General features: G+C 38.4%; 20 protein-coding genes. 17 read left to right on the plus strand and 3 right to left on the minus strand.

Annotated features, from left to right (window positions below):
- Positions 1-25 precede the first annotated feature (25 nt).
- Positions 26-550 (minus strand): LytA/YqiH family protein, encoded by a 525-nt coding sequence (locus tag NV377_RS11035; RefSeq protein WP_258201277.1) that lies wholly within the window; start codon positions 548-550, stop codon positions 26-28.
- A 58-nt stretch (positions 551-608) separates the two neighbouring features.
- Positions 609-1,037, minus strand: coding sequence for a DUF2621 domain-containing protein (locus NV377_RS11040; RefSeq protein WP_258201278.1), 429 nt, complete (start codon positions 1,035-1,037; stop codon positions 609-611).
- A gap of 388 nt (positions 1,038-1,425) precedes the next feature.
- Between NV377_RS11040 and NV377_RS11045 the strand changes: the two genes are divergently transcribed.
- The 15 genes from NV377_RS11045 (at position 1,426) to fur (ending at position 16,756) form a co-directional block, all read left to right on the plus strand.
- On the plus strand, positions 1,426-2,547 hold the full coding sequence (locus NV377_RS11045) for a deoxyribonuclease IV (protein WP_258201279.1): 1,122 nt from the start codon (positions 1,426-1,428) through the stop codon (positions 2,545-2,547).
- A 106-nt stretch (positions 2,548-2,653) separates the two neighbouring features.
- Positions 2,654-2,863 (plus strand): hypothetical protein, encoded by a 210-nt coding sequence (locus NV377_RS11050; protein WP_258201280.1) that lies wholly within the window; start codon positions 2,654-2,656, stop codon positions 2,861-2,863.
- 38 nt (positions 2,864-2,901) lie between these two features.
- On the plus strand, positions 2,902-3,789 hold the full coding sequence (purU, locus tag NV377_RS11055; RefSeq protein ID WP_258201281.1) for a formyltetrahydrofolate deformylase: 888 nt from the start codon (positions 2,902-2,904) through the stop codon (positions 3,787-3,789).
- 76 nt (positions 3,790-3,865) lie between these two features.
- Positions 3,866-5,884, plus strand: a complete 2,019-nt coding sequence (tkt, locus tag NV377_RS11060) for a transketolase (RefSeq protein ID WP_258201282.1) — start codon at positions 3,866-3,868, stop codon at positions 5,882-5,884.
- Between the two features lie 91 nt (positions 5,885-5,975).
- Complete coding sequence (gene ppnP, locus NV377_RS11065; RefSeq protein ID WP_258201283.1) at positions 5,976-6,287, plus strand: pyrimidine/purine nucleoside phosphorylase; 312 nt, start codon at positions 5,976-5,978, stop codon at positions 6,285-6,287.
- Positions 6,288-6,538: 251 nt separating this feature from the next.
- Positions 6,539-7,585 (plus strand): glycoside hydrolase family 53 protein, encoded by a 1,047-nt coding sequence (locus tag NV377_RS11070; protein WP_258201284.1) that lies wholly within the window; start codon positions 6,539-6,541, stop codon positions 7,583-7,585.
- Positions 7,586-7,652: 67 nt separating this feature from the next.
- Positions 7,653-8,501 (plus strand): AraC family transcriptional regulator, encoded by an 849-nt coding sequence (locus NV377_RS11075; protein ID WP_258201285.1) that lies wholly within the window; start codon positions 7,653-7,655, stop codon positions 8,499-8,501.
- 229 nt (positions 8,502-8,730) lie between these two features.
- Complete coding sequence (locus NV377_RS11080; protein WP_258201286.1) at positions 8,731-9,252, plus strand: DUF420 domain-containing protein; 522 nt, start codon at positions 8,731-8,733, stop codon at positions 9,250-9,252.
- A 239-nt stretch (positions 9,253-9,491) separates the two neighbouring features.
- Complete coding sequence (locus tag NV377_RS11085) at positions 9,492-10,841, plus strand: glucose-6-phosphate isomerase (protein ID WP_258201287.1); 1,350 nt, start codon at positions 9,492-9,494, stop codon at positions 10,839-10,841.
- 292 nt (positions 10,842-11,133) lie between these two features.
- Positions 11,134-11,766, plus strand: coding sequence for a YigZ family protein (locus NV377_RS11090; RefSeq protein ID WP_258201288.1), 633 nt, complete (start codon positions 11,134-11,136; stop codon positions 11,764-11,766).
- A 361-nt stretch (positions 11,767-12,127) separates the two neighbouring features.
- Positions 12,128-12,934, plus strand: a complete 807-nt coding sequence (cysT, locus tag NV377_RS11095; RefSeq protein ID WP_258201289.1) for a sulfate ABC transporter permease subunit CysT — start codon at positions 12,128-12,130, stop codon at positions 12,932-12,934.
- Positions 12,931-13,728 carry a sulfate ABC transporter permease subunit gene (locus NV377_RS11100; protein WP_258201290.1) on the plus strand — a complete coding sequence of 266 codons (798 nt, stop codon included), beginning with the start codon at positions 12,931-12,933 and terminating at the stop codon, positions 13,726-13,728. The genes cysT and NV377_RS11100 overlap by 4 nt, the downstream gene beginning before the upstream one ends.
- 3 nt (positions 13,729-13,731) lie before the next feature.
- Entirely contained in the window at positions 13,732-14,796 is a 1,065-nt protein-coding gene (locus NV377_RS11105; RefSeq protein ID WP_258201291.1) for a sulfate/molybdate ABC transporter ATP-binding protein, read from the plus strand.
- 63 nt (positions 14,797-14,859) lie between these two features.
- Positions 14,860-15,927: a sulfate ABC transporter substrate-binding protein gene (locus NV377_RS11110; RefSeq protein WP_373425820.1), complete on the plus strand. Its 1,068-nt coding sequence runs from the start codon at positions 14,860-14,862 to the stop codon at positions 15,925-15,927.
- 361 nt (positions 15,928-16,288) lie between these two features.
- Entirely contained in the window at positions 16,289-16,756 is a 468-nt protein-coding gene (gene fur / locus NV377_RS11115) for a ferric iron uptake transcriptional regulator (RefSeq protein WP_308860122.1), read from the plus strand.
- Positions 16,757-16,975: 219 nt separating this feature from the next.
- Here fur and NV377_RS11120 read toward each other — a convergent pair whose 3' ends face one another.
- On the minus strand, positions 16,976-17,773 hold the full coding sequence (locus tag NV377_RS11120) for a Cof-type HAD-IIB family hydrolase (protein WP_258201293.1): 798 nt from the start codon (positions 17,771-17,773) through the stop codon (positions 16,976-16,978).
- Between the two features lie 87 nt (positions 17,774-17,860).
- Here NV377_RS11120 and NV377_RS11125 point away from each other — a divergent pair, with 87 nt between their 5' ends.
- Positions 17,861-19,264 carry a S41 family peptidase gene (locus tag NV377_RS11125; protein WP_258201294.1) on the plus strand — a complete coding sequence of 468 codons (1,404 nt, stop codon included), beginning with the start codon at positions 17,861-17,863 and terminating at the stop codon, positions 19,262-19,264.
- 181 nt (positions 19,265-19,445) lie between these two features.
- Positions 19,446-19,646 carry a cold-shock protein gene (locus NV377_RS11130; protein WP_258201295.1) on the plus strand — a complete coding sequence of 67 codons (201 nt, stop codon included), beginning with the start codon at positions 19,446-19,448 and terminating at the stop codon, positions 19,644-19,646.
- Positions 19,647-19,766: the final 120 nt, after the last annotated feature.

Below are 19,766 nucleotides of genomic sequence, written 5' to 3' on the forward strand. Positions count from 1 at the left end.
GGTAAGGCTCCTTTGTTACTGACGACTATTCTAATGTAATGCTTTTCAACCAATTTTCAGTAGCATCTAATTCCTTGTATGTCTTTTTAACATATTCGAAAGTTACAGGCTTATCACTTGGGAAATCATTAATGATGTATTGTAGATCCTCTTCGACTTGAAGAACGATATAAGTATTATCCATCTCGATTTCGATACTATGGCTATCTGCAGCACCAATATAAATTCCTTTGGCACTAATTACTTTACTAAGTGTAAAGTCATCTGTAGCAGTTTGTCCATCATTTGATCCAGAGTTATTACCATCTGGTTTATCAGTATCATTATCTCCATTAGAATTACCATCGCCAGAGATAGAACCAGGATCTAATTCTCCTGTTCCTTCAGGCAGGTTAGTTGATGGAACGGAACCTACATCTGTTTGTTCCTCTTGTGTGTTATTTGATGGAAGCGTATTGTTATTTTGATCGCTGCAAGCAGTAAGCATAATAGCTAATAGAATAGCACTTGTCGTCGTGGCTGTTTTCTTTGCTTTGTTTTTCCATTTCATAATCTGAAGCCACCTCCTATAATGTAATACGCAATTGTACTATAATAAGTTGCACTTTTTATTTGTTGAACAAATGATTATACGGCGAATAATCAATATTTTTCTTCTTAAGAAATGTCATTAAACTATTATAATCCCGCTTAGGAGTTGCTTTTATATAGCCTTCAATACAGTGTCCACGAGTAACTGTATCGGCACCACTTTCAATTGCTACTTGTCCGATACTTGCTGCAATAGAATGAGAAGCTATATCACGGAATGGCGTAGGAACTGGTGAAACAAGCTCCGCGAGAAATTGTTTGGAATCGTCTGTCCACATCGGACGACTTCGATCTACCCAATAGTTTTGCCAATCAAGTTTTGACTTTCCGTCACCCTTAGGCATGACTTTAAGGAATTTGCGGAACATAAAGTAGCCACCTACCGTCATAGCTGCGAGCATAACTACTGCCCAGAATACTATGAAATACATAAACCAATCATTCATCTGTAAATTCACCTCAAATTAAAATAAAAGCTCAAATGATTTACTTGTCAGTACCAAGAATCTGCTATGAAGCTAGGAAAGCGAGTATCGTAGCGTACGTTATAGGTACGTGAGAAACAGAGTGACCGATGAATGGCAGATTCGCCGCAGAATAGGCTTCGTAGTTACACATCGTAATCACAAGTGGAACATTTGAGTCCACACCATGAATTATAGCTTATAATGAAAAGGTTTTCGAGCAGTAATATCGCTACTTTTCTTACTATTTTCATAATAATGCTGAAATATAGTCTGGAAGTAAGGTGCTTTACGGTTTTTCTCTTGCGAAATCGGCTATAATTGAACTACAATTAACTGTGATTAATCTCGAGAAGGAGAGTTAAAAATTATGTTGAAAATAGGTTCCCATGTTTCATTCTCAGATAAGGGATTATTAACTGCAACAAAAGAAGCAATCTCATATGATTCAAGTACATTTATGATATATACGGGGGCACCGCAAAATACGCGACGCAAACCGATTGAATCTTTATACATTGAAGAAGGCAAAGAGTTAATGAATAAGGTTGGCATTAACGAAATTGTTGTACATGCCCCCTATATCGTTAATTTAGGTTCTTACAAAGAAGATACGTTTGAACTAGGTGTTAATTTCTTGCAAGAAGAAATCCGCCGTACACATCATATCGGAGTGCAAAACATCGTATTGCATCCGGGTGCTTATACAGATAAAGATGCTATATTTGGTATTAACCGCATTGCGGAAGGTTTGAATCAAGTTTTAGCTGGAACTACTGAAACTAATGTCAATATCGCGCTTGAGACGATGGCTGGCAAAGGTACGGAAATTGGACGTACGTTTGAAGAAATCGCTGCAATTATTGAAAAAGTAGAGTTGAATAATCGTTTAACGGTATGTCTAGATACTTGTCATATCCACGACGCAGGCTATGATATTGTTAATGACCTAGATGGCGTGTTACAGCAGTTTGACAAAATTGTTGGGCTTGATCGAATTGCCGTTGTTCATATTAATGATAGCAAAAATAATATTGGTGCACATAAAGATAGACATGCTACGTTAGGTTCCGGTTATGTTGGATTCCAAACGATTCATAACATTGTTCATCATGAAGCTTTAGCGGGTAGACCATTTATTTTGGAAACACCTTGGATTGGTAAGGATGCTAAGAAAACTGCGCCGATGTACGAAATTGAAATTGCATTGCTTCGAGGTAATGTAAAGGAGCGTTTTGGGGCGTCGTTTGTTGAAGATGTTGAGAAACTATCTCATTTCTTTGCTAAGCAAGATATCAATCCGCAGCAGTTTGTTGAGCAAACATGGGAGCTATTGAAATCCGATGCCAAAGCTAAAAAAGCAGATCCGCGTGAACCTCAAGAGCGTCTGTACGATTTGGTGATGGAAGGAAACGTCTTGTCTGCTGAACTATCAGAAGCAGAAGTGAATCAACGTCTTACTGCAGTGTTGTCTGGTCAAGACTTGAATTAAATTAAAAATCTAAGTCTAGAAAGCGGGCTTTCAGAACCAAGAAGATGGAGCAAAGCTAATCATCGAAATCACAAGCAATAAAACGAAACCCAGCAACGTGTACGGTATGAGTACAACAGCGGTCAAAAGCACGAAACTTTCAATGAAGGTTCAAAAAGTGGGCTTTCAGAACCAAGAAGATGGAGCGCTACTTGAGGAAGACGGAAGCGCAAGTGTACGTTATTGGTACATGCGAACCGTACTTCCCAAGTTCGCTTCATATTCGATGTCGAATAACCCACAGCGAGTTACATCGTTATTAAAGTCTGCTTTTTGAACTACCTCTAAATATAACTGTTGAAAAGGAAGGTAATCATGTCACTAGCATCAAACGTAAGTAATCGCAACTTGGAGAATCGTGCAAGAATGCTCATCTCTTGTCCAGACAGACCTGGAATCGTAGCCACTGTATCCCAGTTTCTACATGAGCATGGCGCTAACATCGTACAATCGGATCAATTTACAATGAACCCAGAGGGCGGCATGTTCTTTATTCGATTTGAGTTTGATCTTAACGATCTTGATCAAGAGTTACCTATTATAGTAGAAGATTTTAATCGTGTGGCAGATCGCTTTGATATGAAATGGAGTACGTTCCGTGCTAGTCGTAAAAAGCGTCTTGCTGTCTTTGTCTCGAAAGAAGATCACTGTCTAATGGAAATATTATGGCAATGGAAATCCGGTGATTTAGATGCCGATATTGCTATGGTAATTAGTAATCATCTTGATATGAAAGAACAAGTGGAATCGTTCGGCATTCCTTACTATCATATTCCAGTTACACCTGATACAAAGGATGAAGTAGAGCGTAAGCATATTGAATTAGTGTCAGGGAAAGCTGATCTCATAGTCCTTGCACGTTATATGCAAATTATTCCTGGAAAATTTATCGAAGAGTTTCCTAATCGGATTATTAATATCCACCATTCCTTCTTACCTGCATTTATTGGTGGAAGCCCATATGCTCAAGCGTACAAACGTGGCGTGAAAATAATTGGAGCGACGGCTCACTATGTTACGGAAGAATTAGACGGTGGACCGATCATTGAACAAGACGTTCAACGTGTAACACATCGTGATAGTGTAGATCATTTGAAGCGTATTGGGCGTACGATTGAAAAGGTTGTATTAGCTCGTGCAATCAAATGGCATTTGGAAGATCGTGTACTCGTCCATCAAAATAAGACGGTTGTGTTTAATTAGCATTGAATGGTACAATATGCAAAGAAATTACCGATATTTTTACACATAAACCAACAAAAAGTAGGAGGATATTGCAATGACTGTTTCACAAAAATCTATCGAACAACTATCAATTGATACTGTTCGTACACTAGCTATCGATGCAATTGAAAAAGCAAAATCTGGACACCCAGGTATGCCAATGGGTGCAGCACCAATGGGGTATCAATTGTTTGCAAAAACAATGAACCACAATCCATCTAACCCAACATGGATTAACCGTGATCGTTTCGTCCTTTCTGCAGGTCATGGTTCAATGCTTTTATATAGCTTGCTACATCTTTCTGGTTATGATCTTCCATTGGAAGAATTGAAACAATTCCGTCAATGGGGTTCTCTAACTCCAGGTCATCCAGAGTTCGGTCACACTGCTGGTGTTGATGCAACGACTGGTCCACTTGGACAAGGTATCGCAATGGCAGTAGGTATGGCTATGGCTGAAGCTCAACTTGGAGCTACTTATAACAAAGAGAACTTCAAAGTTGTAGATCATTTCACATTTGCAATCTGTGGCGATGGCGACTTAATGGAAGGGATCTCCCATGAAGCAGCTTCTCTAGCAGGTCATTTACAACTTGGTAAATTAGTTGTACTTTACGATTCAAACGATATCACACTTGATGGTGTTCTTGGTCTTTCTTATTCAGAAACAGTTCAAAGTCGTTTCGAAGGTTATGGCTGGCAAGTGCTTCGCGTTGAAGATGGTAATGATCTAGCTGCTATTGAGAAAGCAATTGCTGATGCTCAAGTAGATACTTCTAAACCAACGCTTATCGAAGTGAAAACAGTTATCGGTTACGGTTCTCCGAACAAAGCTGGTAAAGGCGGTCATGGCGGTACTCATGGTTCTCCACTTGGTGCTGACGAAGCAAAACTTACAAAAGAAGCTTATGGCTGGGAAGCTGAAGAAGCATTCTTTGTTCCTGCTGAAGTAACTTCTCATTTTGCAGAAGTTAAACTAGCTGGTGAAAAAGCTAACGCAGTTTGGAATGAAATGTTTGCAGCTTATAAAGCAGCTAACCCTGAATTAGCACAACAATTTGAAACAGCTATTTCTAGCGCTCTTCCAGAGAACTGGGATGCTGATCTTCCAACATATACAACTGCTGACTCTGCAGTATCTACTCGTATTGCTTCTGGTAAAGCAATCAACGGACTTGCGAAAAACGTTCCTAACCTAGTAGGTGGATCTGCTGACCTTGAAAGCTCTACAATGACTCATATGGATAACCAAGCTCAATTTGGACCTGCTGACTATTCTGGTCGCAACATCTACTTCGGTGTTCGTGAATTCGGTATGGCTGCAGCAATGAACGGGATTAGCCTACACTCTGGTCTTAAAGTATACGGTGGTACATTCTTCGTATTCACTGACTACCTACGTCCAGCAGTTCGTCTATCAGCTCTAATGAAATTACCAGTTGTGTATGTACTTACACATGATTCTATCGCTGTGGGTGAAGATGGTCCTACTCACGAACCAATCGAGCAACTTGCTTCTATTCGTATCATTCCTGGTCTAACAGTACTTCGTCCAGCTGATGCAAACGAAACATCTGCTGCATGGGCTTATGCTGTTGAGAACACATCTGCTCCAGTAGCGCTAGTTCTTACTCGTCAAAACTTACCTATTCTTCCTGGTACAGTTGAAGGCGTTCGTGAAAACTTGAAAAAAGGTGCTTATGTTGTATCTGATGCAGCAAATGGCACACCAGTTGCTCAAATTATTGCAACAGGTTCTGAAGTACAACTTGCGGTTGCAGCTCAAAAAGCTCTAGCTGAAGAAGGTATTCAAGTACGTGTTATCTCTATGCCGAGCTGGGATCTATTCGATAAACAGTCTAAAGAATATAAAGATTCTGTTATTCTTCCAGAAGTTAAAGCTCGTCTTGCAGTTGAGATGGCTCATCCAATGGGTTGGCATAAATACGTTGGTGACCAAGGTGATATCATTGCTATCGATACATTCGGTGCATCTGCTCCTGGTGATCGCGTTATTAAAGAGTACGGCTTTACTGTTGAGAATGTAGTAAGCAAAGTAAAAGCATTGCTTTAAGATGAAGATCAAAACAGTCGCTTGTGATCACGATATTATGTGATGTAGCTTAATCGACAACTTAATTCATACAGCAAAGGGGAAATTTCCAATGTCTCAATTCGACAATGTCTCAGTAGTCAAAAAAGCAAATGTTTATTTTGAAGGTAAAGTTACAAGTCGCGTGATAGTATTTCCTGACGGGACCAAAAAAACATTAGGTATTATGCTTCCAGGTGAATATGAATTTGGAACTGATACAGTTGAGATCATGGAAATTTTGGCTGGTGATTTGAAAGTTCAACTTCCAGGTCAATCGGAATGGATTCACATTCAAGGCGAAGGTGAATTCAAAGTTGGAGCTAACGAGAAATTCAAGCTTCAAGTTAAAGAAGTAGCGGATTACATCTGTTCATATCTGTAATAGCTCGAACCGTATTTAATTAAGGGGCACTCCCAAAGTCATTGAGAATATGACTTTGGGAGTGCCCTTTTTTAATCGTATAAAAGTCGTAATAGTCGCAAGATGGAAGATTGCTACATTCAATAAACCGTTTTATTATATATCCTTTGTAAAATTAACAAATTACAATTTTATTAGAAGTAGTTTATTGCAAACTTGGCTATAGCGGTACAGAAGGTTAGATAATATACAATATAAGGAAGGTGCTATAAATGGAATTATCCTTTATTAAAGGTGCAGATGTATCATTTGTTGATGAAATAGAAACCGAAGGTGGAGCGTTTTACGAAGATGGTGTTAAGAAAGATGTTCTAGATATTCTTAAAGATAGTGGAGTAAATTCTGCTCGCTTACGCCTATGGAATAACCCCGAATTTGATTACTGTAATCCAGCGAAGACAATAAAGATGGGGAAAAGAATTAAAGAAAGGGGGCTTCATTTTTTACTTGATTTTCACTATTCTGATTATTGGGCCGACCCAGTGAAACAACATATGCCTAAAGCATGGGAAAAACTCAGCTTTGTTGAACTCGAAGCTGTTGTAAAGGCATTTACTAGAAATATGGTTGAACAATTAATGGTAGCAGGTGCTACTCCTGATATGATCCAAATAGGGAACGAAATAACGAATGGTATGATCTGGGGTGAAGGACGAGTAGATGGTGAATACGATACGCCAGAGCAATGGGATAAATTAGCTAGACTGATTATCGCCGGAATCGAAGGTGTTAACGAAGCTAGTCCTAATAAGCATATTCCGATCATGATACATATTGATCGAGGTGCTGATAACGCAGGTAGCCGTTATTTCTACGACAAGATTGCTCAATACCCAATTTCGTATGATATTATTGGTCTCTCTTATTACTCTTGGTGGCATGGTACTTTAGAACAATTAACTCACAACATGGACGAATTGGCAGCGAGATATGAGAAAGATATTGTAGTAGTTGAAGTTGCATATCCTTGGACGATGACGCCACCAGATGATCAGCAGCTAATCTTTAACAGGAAGGATTGGATTTATGAAGGTTTCCCTGTAAATGTTGAAGGGCAATCAAAATGGTTAACTCATCTAATGAGGTTAATTAAGGAAGTTGAGGATAACAGAGGTCTAGGACTTTACTATTGGGAACCATGTTGGATTCCTTCAAAATTAACATGGTCAGTAGGTCATGAGAATAACTGGTCTAACCTCACATTATTTGATTATAAAGGTAATAAATTAAACTCACTTGATGCATTTAAAATGGAATAATGATTGATATGAGTGTAGTGTTTCGTACATAATTAAGGTATTAACCGCAAAGAGGTGATAACTTAATATGTTAGATGATGAAAATTTGCGTCATGTTTTCTCAACTGTGGAGCGATCGCTACCTCTGTTTATTGAAACGATAGGATATAGTGCTTGGGAGCGTGTATTTCATCGTCCAGCTGGTTATCATCATTATCATTGGCTACATACAATTGTGGGAGAAGGAAAGATTGAACAACTTGGAGAAATAACTGCACTATCTGCTGGAATGGGTGTGCTTCTTCCACCCTTTTCGCCACATACATATTATCCAACTTCTGATCGTTGGTCTACGATTTATATAACATTTGGTGGCGCATCCGTTTCTTCCGTAATGGATGCGTTAGAAATGAATAAATCTATTATCTATAAAGAATCAGAAGAGGGATTATTTGGTCCTTTATTTGTTGATATAATTACAAATATTGGACTTGATGGAGAGTTATCTGCAATGGAGGCTTCCACGGAATTATATCGTTTTCTCATTCATCTACGTAAATTTAGTAGGCAACACGATCAGCCTTCACTTTCACAGTTTTATGAGAAATTAGCTCCGATTGTTAGTTGGATGGAGCTTAATCTTAACAAAAATATTGGATTGTCAGAAATTGCTCAATATGCTGGGATTGGAGTTTCTAGTCTCCATGAACAATTTCAAACTGCCTTCGGAGTGAGCCCTTATTCTTTCTTAATTCAACTTCGAATACGTGAAACGAAAAGGATTTTAGTTAATCAGCCGCAATTAGCACTGAAAGATGTTGCGATACATACCGGTTTTAACGATGTAAGTCACTTTGTAGCCACCTTTCGTAGAAAAGAAGGAATTACACCTGGAAAGTATCGTGAATTGTATCATTCACAAGAAACTGTCGATTAAAAACCTATAGTGAAAGCGAAGTCAGCTAGTTGACTTCGCTTTCTTTGGCTAGCTGTCGTATTATTGTGACAAAACAGTCAAGAATGAGATGGTAAGAGGAGGTTATTATAAGCTAAAGTATAATATAGAGGTAAGTTCAAAAATCAGGCTGATGGTTGAACATGCACATATAGGTACTTGTCTACGTATGGATAGACAGGTGAGAATAAGATCTGGAGGTTTCATTAGGATGAAGGATAAAAATTACACACCGCTCGTATTAACTTTGACAGTCGTCATTGTGGCACTGGTTGCCGTATTATTTTTCTTGCCAGCTTATGATGGTGAGCTTGGATTTGATGTAACGATTCTTCCTATGCTAAATGCGATTTTTAACAGCTTTACATTTCTAGCATTAATCGTTGCGCTAACTGCAATTAAGAAGAAAAACATTAAGATGCACAGAACATTTATTGGTGTAGCTTTCGCTTCGACTACATTATTTCTTATCTCGTATGTATCGTATCACTACTTGACGGAGTCAACATCTTATGGTGGTGAAGGGATTTTACGTCCAATTTACTTCTTTATCTTAATTACTCATATTTTATTAGCGATTGTCGTTGTTCCATTAGCTTTGTTCTCAGCAGTATTTGGAATTACGAATAAAATTGAGAAACATCGCAAAATTGCAAAATGGACAATGCCGATTTGGCTATACGTTAGTTTGACAGGTGTTATTGTATATCTAATGATCTCACCTTATTATTAATAAAGGAAGTTCAAAACACAGACTTTGATAACGAAGTTATGCAGGATGCTTAATAGGTATCAATTAGGAAAAATAAACATCGAAATATAATATTATAAAAGATAATTGTACAAAATCTAAATAGTTATTATAGACAATAGACTTGTGTTTACTGTGTAAATTAGATATTCTTAAACAAATGTCATATAATTTTTAGAGAAGAAGCGTAGCTTCGTACAATTCAGGAGGTTATTGAAATCATGGGTAATACATTAAAGTTCGATTACAGCAAAGCCTTAACATTTGTAGGTCAACATGAGGTTGATTATTTGACGGCTCAGGTACGTCTTGCACACGATCAGTTGCACAATGCTACTGGAGCAGGTTCTGACTATCTTGGATGGATTAACCTACCCAATGAATACGACAAAGAAGAGTTTGCACGCATTAAGCAATCTGCTGCCAAAATTCAAAATGATTCTGAAGTATTGATCGTTATCGGAATCGGTGGTTCTTACCTAGGAGCACGTGCTGCAATTGAAATGCTATCTAACTCTTTCTATAATATTCAATCCAAAGAGCAACGTAAAACTCCTCAAGTATTATTTGCAGGTAACAACGTGAGTTCTACATATGTAACTCACTTGCTACAATTAATTGAGGGTCGTGACTGGTCTATTAACGTTATTTCTAAATCAGGCACAACTACTGAGCCAGCTATCGCATTCCGTATTTTCCGTGCTGAGTTGGAGAAGAAATATGGTAAAGAAGAAGCTCGTAAACGTATTTATGCAACAACAGATAAAGAAAAAGGCGCTTTAAAATCATTGGCTACTGCTGAAGGTTATGAATCTTTTGTAATTGCTGATGACATCGGTGGTCGTTATTCTGTTCTAACTGCTGTAGGTCTATTACCAATCGCAGTTGCTGGTATCGACATCGATGCGATGATGCAAGGTGCAGCTGATGCTGTAACTGAATATAGCAAACCAGAATTAGCAGAGAACGAAGCATATCAATATGCAGCAGTTCGTAACTCTCTATACCGTAAAGGTAAAGCGATTGAAATTCTTGTAAACTACGAACCTAATCTTCACTTTGTATCTGAATGGTGGAAACAATTATTCGGAGAATCTGAAGGTAAAGACTTCAAAGGTATCTACCCAGCATCTGTTGACTTTACAACTGATCTACACTCTATGGGCCAATTTATCCAAGAAGGTAGCCGTAATATCTTTGAAACAGTTATTCAAGTTGGAGAAGTTGCAGAACACATCACAATTGAAACTGACGAAAATGATCTTGATGGTTTGAACTTCCTAGCAGGTAAAACGATGGATTTTGTTAACAAGAAAGCAGCTCAAGGAACATTACTTGCACATACAGATGGTCAAGTTCCTAACCTAATTGTTAATATTAAAGATATGACACCTTATACATTCGGTTACATGGTGTACTTCTTCGAAAAAGCATGTGCAATCAGTGGATACCTTCTAGGAGTTAATCCATTTGACCAACCAGGTGTTGAAGCATATAAAACAAATATGTTCGCATTACTTGGTAAGCCTGGCTACGAAAAAGAAAAAGCTGAACTAGAAGCTCGCCTTTAAGAAGTAGTTCAAAACAGTCACCTGTGATCACGATGGTTAGCTTCGTTGTATATTCGATGGCGAAGCTGCCATTCATAGGAAACCTGCGTGTCCTCTTGTACCAATAACGTACATTGCGCTACTCGTTTCCTAGCTTCTTGGTGCTTACAGGCAACTGTTTTGAACCTTCATTGAATGCGGTAGTTTATTAAAAATTCAAATCGTTCACTTGTTACCTGCCAAGAAGATGCCATGAAGCTTTATATCGTAATCACTATTGAATGATTTGAATTACCTTCAAGGAGTGTTTGAGATGCTACAAAGATATCGCACGGTTCGCGAAGCGGCGAACCAAGAGATTGTCATCAAACGCTCTCGTTTCATCGGCTATGCGCAACCTGTCGCTTCTGAAGAAGAGGCAGTTGCTTTTATTGAGGAAATAAAGCGGTTACACAGAACGGCAACTCATAATTGCTCAGCGTATATGATCGGCGAAAGAGATCAGTTTCAGAAAGCTTCTGATGACGGTGAGCCGAGCGGAACTGCGGGGAAGCCAATATTAGAGGTCATTAAAAATAAAGGTCTCAAAAATGTTGCTGTCGTCGTTACACGTTATTTCGGCGGGATTATGTTAGGTGCAGGCGGTTTGGTTAGAGCCTACACAGATGGTGCCGTTGCCGGTATCGAGGCAGCTCAAGAGATTGAGTATGTTCTTCATCGTGAAGTGTTTATAGAAGTAGACTATACTTGGTATGGCAAACTTGAAAATGAACTTCATAGTCGCAACACTCGTCTTGGCCAAGTTGATTTCACAGATAAAGTGACGGTATGTACGCTTCCAGAAAGTGATCAAGCTGATGCGTTTATTGCTTGGGCCATTGATTTTACTCAAGGGAAAGCTACTATTACAGCAGGTAAAGATCGTTATTTCATTGATGGTGAATAATGTACAACGATATAAATTGATATTGTCCCATACAAAAAGCTCAAAGTGTGTAAATTTCTTACACACTTTGAGCTTTTTCTGTTTCCATCGCGAAGTTTAGAAAATGCATCGAACTATAGGTGAAAACGTTGTGGAGTTCTATATCGACGAATGCAATTCATTCGTTTTAATATTACGTGAAGTTTATAAGGGCATGTGCGGATTTTAATAGGGAAATAGCGTGAAACAAGCAAATTTGCAGATGGTTTTACTATTATTCATAAAAAATACATTGACTTCCATAATGTGGCGGTGCTACATTATTAATACCTAGTATTCAAGTGGGAATTATTACTTATATAAATAATGGGGGCCGTGCACATTGAATTCATTATTTCGTAGCCGCACATGGAGCTACAGCTTTCGCAGTATTGTTATTATTTATTTTATTGGCTTAATTATTATTCCTATCATAAGTATTTACACACAATCGTTCTCATCTGGCCTATTAAACTTCTGGGATAATATTTCCGATCCTCTTGCATGGAAGGCTGTATTTTTAACATTAAAACTAGCAGGTATAGCAACGATAATTAATATACTCATTGGAACGATGATTGGATGGGTACTCGTGCGTTATGAGTTTCCCGGTAAAAGTATTATTAATAGCTTAATTGATTTACCATTCGCACTACCTACTGCCGTCGCTGGTTTTATCATCTTACTACTGTTGGGTCCAAGTAGTGTAATGTTTGAGTGGTTTGGACTAAGTCTCGTCTTTCATGAACCAGCGATTGTAGTCGCCATGGTATTTGTAACCTTTCCATTCGTAATACGAGGCTTGCAACCGTTATTGGAAGAACTGGATAAGTCAGAAGAAGAAGCAGCATATACACTAGGTTCATCTAAATTCAGAACGTTTTTTCAAATTATTATGCCGACGATGCTACCAGGCATTCTGAGCGGAGGGATGCTTGCATTCTCAAGAGGCTTAGCAGAATTTGGAGCTGTAGTATTAATTGCTGGAAATATTCCGGGTAAAACATTAGTTGCTTCCGTTTATATTTTTGGGGAAATAGAAAGTAATAATCCACAAGGTGCATCTGCAGTGTCCGTTTTACTTCTTACGATTTCCTTCATCATTTTATGGTTCATTAACAAGCTGAGTCGCGGAGGAAATACATTATGAGAAGACTATGGATTAGCTTAACTTATGTCGTAATAATATTACTATTAGTTGTTCCGTTGTATAAGATTTTCACTGGAGCATGGGCTCAGGGGTTCGATGGCTTTATTGACGCCATAGCTAGACCGCAATCGTTACATGCCCTTAAGATGACCGCAATTATAGTTGTTACTGTAACCTTAATTAATACTTTTTTTGGCGTAATGCTTTCCTTATATCTGGTAAGAGCAACATGGCTTTCCTCTACGATCAAACGATTAAGTAATAGTATTGTCGATTTGCCGTTTGCTGTATCTCCCGTAATTGGAGGGTTGATGATCGTTTTACTGTTAGGTCCCAATACAGTAATAGGTACGTTCTTCAATAATATTGGTGTGCAGATTGTATACGCGTTACCTGGTATGATACTTGCCACATTATTCGTAACATTCCCGATTATGATCCGTGAAGTGATGCCTGTTTTACAAGAAATCGGGGATCAACAAGAGCAAGCCGCTTCAACACTAGGAGCTTACTCATGGTATACATTTTGGAAAGTGACTTGGCCGAATATCCGGTTCGGAGTTATCTATGGTGTTGTGCTTACGGTGGCTAGATCGCTTGGTGAATTTGGAGCGGTGCTAGTCGTCTCAGGCAATATTATAAACAAGACACAGACTGCAACGACATTAGTGTATCAGGATGTAGAAAATTTCAATGTAGTAGCCGCTAATGCGATTGCACTAGTACTTGCTGCATTTTCAATTATGCTTTTGTTATTGATGGAGTGGACGAAGAAAAGAAAGGGAGTGCATTAGATTATGCATATACAAGTGAAAGAGTTGTACAAATCATTTGGGAATTTTCAAGCTGTCAACAATGTTAGCTTTGAGATTGAAAAGGGTAAGCTAATCGGATTTTTAGGACCAAGTGGTGGTGGGAAAACATCTATTCTTCGCATGTTAGCTGGTCTTGAATCGCCAACTTCTGGTGATATTTACTTTCATGGCAAAAGGGTTAATGATCTCCCTCCACAAGAACGCGGGATTGGCTTTGTATTTCAAAATTACGCGCTATTCAAACATATGACAGTATTCGATAACATCGCCTTTGGACTAAAGGTGAAAAAGCAAGATAAGGCTTATATTAAAGAACGGGTTCAGTATTTAGTTGAGCTGACAGGATTAAAAGGATTTGAACATCGTTACCCACACCAATTATCTGGTGGACAACGTCAACGTGTTGCCTTTGCCAGGGCTTTAGCTCCTGAGCCGCAATTGCTGTTACTTGATGAGCCATTTGCTGCAATAGATGCCAAGATTCGTACTGAATTACGTACTTGGCTCAAAGATATGATCTCTGAGCTTGGCATAACTTCGATATTTGTAACACATGACCAAGAAGAAGCAATCGAGGTTGCCGATGAGATTATGATCATCTCCAAAGGTGAACTTGAACAAAAAGGTACACCATGGGATATATACAAAAACCCACAAACGCCATTTGTTGCTAGTTTCATTGGAGAATCTTCGGTTATTGAAAACATTCAATTTATTCGTGGATTTGAAGATGTTGCTGTAGATGAAGGGATTAAAGCACTTATTCGTCCGGAATATATAGAAGTAGGCAGACCTGGGGAAATCGTACTTGCTTCGGCTACAGTTGATGCTTCGGTGAAACATCTCCATTTCCGTGGTAGTGAATGGATGGTAGAGCTAGAAGTAGGGGATCAAAAGCTGATCACTTATCGTTCATTGGAAAAAGAGGTTTTACAACCAGGTGAACGTGTCAAAGTACTTGTGCATCGCGCATATCTGTTTAACGATGAGAAAAGCTGGATCATGGAAAATCCATTGAAGGTGGATCCACTTCCAGTCTTTATCTAAGTACGGTCAATATGGCATAGAAGGCGTGGGTGGGTCGTGAGGAATAGCGTTCAACGTTCTAATATGAAGTCAGTTTTCTTGCTGTTCATTGGAATCATAGTGTTTACAATGGTATTAAATGGTTGCAGTAGCGCAGTTTCGACGGTTACCCCTATTGAAGGGGAAGAAGGAAATTTCGAACAGGGTAAAGCTGGCGAGGTTACTTTAGTTATTGGTGCTTATTCTGTAGCCAAAGATGCGATTGAGGAACTATTACCATTATTCCAAGAGAAATGGTTAGCCGAAACTGGACAAAAGGTAATCTATCAACAATCGTATGAGGCATCTGGTACTCAAGCTAGAGCTATTATTGGTGGATTTGATGCAGATATTGCAATACTAGCAATGGAAGGCGATATCGATACGATAGAGGCTGCTGGTCTTATTACTCATGATTGGCGCAATAATGAGCATAAAGGAATGATTTCGCGTTCAATCGTTGTACTAGGAGCAAGAGAAGGTAATCCGCTTCATATTCAAGATTGGAATGATCTCACAAGAGCGGATGTCCGAGTATTATATCCCAATCCCAAAACTTCAGGTGGTGCACAGTGGGATATTAATGCGATCTTCGGAGCCGGTCTGAAGCTATCTGAGCAGGAACTCGGATATGCGGATGAGAAATATGCGAAAAACTTTTTGAAGCAAATACACGCTAATGTCGAGTCTCTAGACAAGAGTGGACGCGCTTCAATGGCAGCCTTTGAGTACGGTGTCGGAGATGTTATCGTTACCTACGAGAATGAATTGCGTGCGCGAATAAGTAAAGGTATACCTTACGAGATTATTATTCCGGAGCATACTATCTTAATTGAAAATCCAATAGCAATTATAGATAAGCATGTTGATGAGCATCATAATCGTGAAGTAGCCCAATCATTTTACAACTATATGATGTCAGAGGAAGCTCAGTCGATTTTTGTGAAACATGGCTTCAGAGCGGTGAATGAGCAAGTAGCGGCTGACAGTCAAGATCTATTCGAACAACCAGCTGATATATTTGATATTGAGTATCTAGGTGGATGGGATCATGTGCGTGAGTTGTTGTACTCGAAGCGTGGGATATGGTACCAAGTGCTCGCTGACCTGTAGAGGAAACTCAAATCGTACACTTGTGATTACGATGTAAAGGCTACGTAGCTAATTCGACGGCGAAGCTTGCATTCATCGGAAGCTTGTGGTGCTCATGTACTAAGTACGTACATTCCGCTCCTCATTTCCTAGCTTCATGCGATCTTCTTGGTACTGACAAGTGAAATATTTGCAATTTTATGTTCAAAAAAATTATCGAATAGAACTATATTAGCAGATACTTTCAAATTATTTGCTAGCATAGTTCTATTTATGGTTGCTTTCTTAGGCAAAATAGCATACCATTATTTTAGAATCATTCTAAATTGAGAAATGATAATATTAATTAGTATGTGTAAAGTTGTCTGTAGGAGGCGTAAGTATGAATATACAAGCTGAAGTTGAAAAAATTAAACACAGCTTAATGGAAAGTGGATATAAGCTAACTACACAGCGTGAAATTATAGTCCGTGTGCTTCTTGAAAATGAAGAAGATCATTTGAGTGCGGAAGATGTATATATGCTTGTCAAAGCGAAATTCCCTGAAATCGGTCTTGCGACGGTATATCGTACACTAGAGCTTCTAGCAGAGTTACAAATTGTAGCCAAAATGAACTTTGGTGACGGTGTTGCAAGATTTGATCTTCGAGGACAGGATCATGAGCATATGCATCATCATCTGATTTGTCATACATGCGGAGCATTAGAAGAGATCAAGGATGACTGGTTGTTAGATCTTGAACAACGTCTTGAGGAAGAGTATGGCTTTAAGGTTGTAGATCATCGTCTTGATTTTATAGGTAATTTCAAAGCTTGTGAAAATCCCAAATGTAAAAGTCATAGTAAATAATATGTATACACATATAAAGCCGTAGCTGTCCATTTAATGATGGTGCTACGGCATTTTCATATTTACACTGTTATTGATCTAAGAATTAATATTAATTGTCTGGGAAGTGCATAATAAGAGCAAATGATACTCATATTGTGCAACTAATGTGGCTTTACCCTTTGATTAAATCGTTAAGAAATAGAAAGACGGGAATTAATCCTTTTATTTCAACGTTTTCTATTTGTTGAAAATAAACTTCTCTATGACATGACTTACCCCTTCATTATTGTTCGATAAGGTGATATAGTCTGCAATTTCTTTGAGCATTGGCACTGCATTACCCATTGCTACTCCAAGTCCAGCTGCTAAAATCATTTCACGATCATTCCATGCATCACCGATGGCAATAGTTTCGTCCATCGTAGCACCAATATGTTGAGCCAAATATTTGAGCGCATGACCTTTTGTGCCCTCTTTGTGCATGAACTCAAGATAATGTGCTTTAGATTTCGTAATATGAAGCTGTTCACCTAGAAGACCTTGTAAAATTACAATATGATGATCTAACACTTCGGGTTCATCAATAATTAGCATTTTATGATTGGGTTTATCGATTAGTTTTGAGAAATCTGGTTCGATCTCATATGGGATGTTAACTAACTGAGAATAAGCTTGAATGCGTGCATTATCTTCAGTGCCATATAATATATCGTCAACATATAATTGCAAGTGCAAGTTATGCTCTTTAGCATATTGCATCAATTGACGTGCTGCATCTACTGGAACACAACGTTCGTATAAAACTTGTTCATCAAGCAAAGTTTTGACTAGGGCACCTTGATAGGTGATAATTGGTACATTGAGTTGGATTTGATCGGCAATTTTACGAGCAGATGAGTACATGCGTCCAGTTGCCAAAGTAACCGTTACACCTGCTTCAATAGCTTGTGCTAGTGCTTGTTTGGTACTTTCTGTAACAATAATATCATCGTTAAGTAATGTGTCATCGATGTCAATTGCAATTAATTTGTACATAGTTGTCGAAAAACTCCCTTCAGACTGCTGTTAATAAGCTAGTATGATTGTATCGAAAACAAACTAGACATACAAGGAGAAACATACATGGAACCATTTGAAAAGAAAGCAAGTAACTCGAATAAGTACTTAATCATTTTTGTTGTAATTGCATTGATTGGCGGTTTTTGGGGTGGACATGCATGGACAAAACGTCAATACCCTGTTATAAATGCTGAAGGTTTTGATTTGCTACAAGCTTCTTACAATAAAATTCAGGATAACTATTTATATGGTGCGGATAGTGGGGAGCTTATTGATGGTGCTATTGCTGGAATGGTTAGCTCATTAGGGGATCAATACTCACAGTACTTAGCTGATGAAGCGGGAGAAAATTACGCGGACTCTTACAATAAAAACTTTTATGGAATCGGTGCAGAAGTTCAACAAAAAGATGGGAAATTCTTCATTAGTACATTAGTGAAAGATATGCCTGCAGAAAAAGTTGGCCTAAAGCCTGCGGATCAAATTGTAACTGTAGATCAGCAATCCGTTGAAGGGTACACTTTGAATGAACTGCTGAGTAAAGTTCGTGGTAAGAAAGGAACTAGCGTAGTAGTAGGGATAAAGCGCGGAGAGTCAATTACAGACTTCAATATTGAACGTGCTGAAATTCCAGTTCATACCGTTACTTTGAATAAACTAGATAATAATATTGGGATGATCGCCATTTCCCGTTTTACTGAAGCGACTGATGTTGAGTTCAAAGAGGCATTAGCTAGCTTAATGAAAGATGGAAATATGAAAGGCTTAATTATTGATTTACGCTCAAATCCAGGAGGATTACTCAATCAAACGGTCGAGATAGCAAATGTACTAGTACCAAACGGTAAAAAAATTCTTGACGTGGTTTATAAAAATGAAGAGAAGACGATCAGTTTCAATTCCAAGCAGGATGAACCGTTCAATACTCCAATTGTAGTACTCGTGAACCAATACTCCGCAAGTGCAAGCGAAGTGCTAGCAGCGGCACTAAAGGAATCAGCTAATGCGCGTATTGTAGGTGTGAAAACATACGGTAAAGGTGTGGTTCAAACGTATGAACAATTCTACTCTGGCTCAGTACTTGTGTTAACGGAAGCAGAATGGAAAACACCAAGTGGAAGTGGTATTCACAAAATAGGTGTTGAACCAACTGATACCGTAGAGCTTCCTGATTATGCGAATTTGAAACCAGTTAGCAATGGAGTAGAGCTTAAGCTCAATAGCTTTGGTGATGATGTGATCGCATTGCAGAAAATACTATTAGTACTTGGTTATTCTCCATCAAATAATGGATTATATGACGAGGAAACAGTACAAGCTGTGAAACAATATGAGTCTGCAAAAGGAATAAGTGTAGATGGTATATATACAGATGAAGTAGGTAATTTACTTGTTCAAGATGTACGAAGTTTACTTCAAGCCAATGATTATCAGTTACAAAAAGCAGTACAATTATTGAAAAAATAATGATGTAAATTTAATACATCTCTTGCTAGTTCATGCAAGGTGTGATAATATGATTTATATTGATATTAAGACCTTAGTCGCAGCCAGTAATTAGGCTTTCGTTAATTCAATTGCCGTAGATTCGGTTGTGACTTTTTGTGAATACAGGGACTTAGTAAATACTTATAAGGTGGTAACGACTTTGGAACAAGGTATCGTTAAATGGTTTAATGCAGAAAAAGGTTTTGGCTTCATTTCAGTTGAAGGTGGAAGCGATGTATTCGTTCACTTCAGCGCTATTGTAAGCGAAGGCTTCAAATCTTTGGATGAAGGCGACCGTGTAGAATTCAATATTGTACAAGGTAACCGTGGTCCTCAAGCTGAAAACGTTGTAAAACTTTAATTTTACGCGTTAGTTTGAAAAAGGTGTCTGACTCATTCTTCGGAATGAATCGGGCACCTTTTTTTGTGCTTAACGTAATCTAGCTTCTCTAGTAGATGGGGGACTATAATAATCTCTAAT

The organism is Paenibacillus endoradicis, assembly GCF_024721975.1.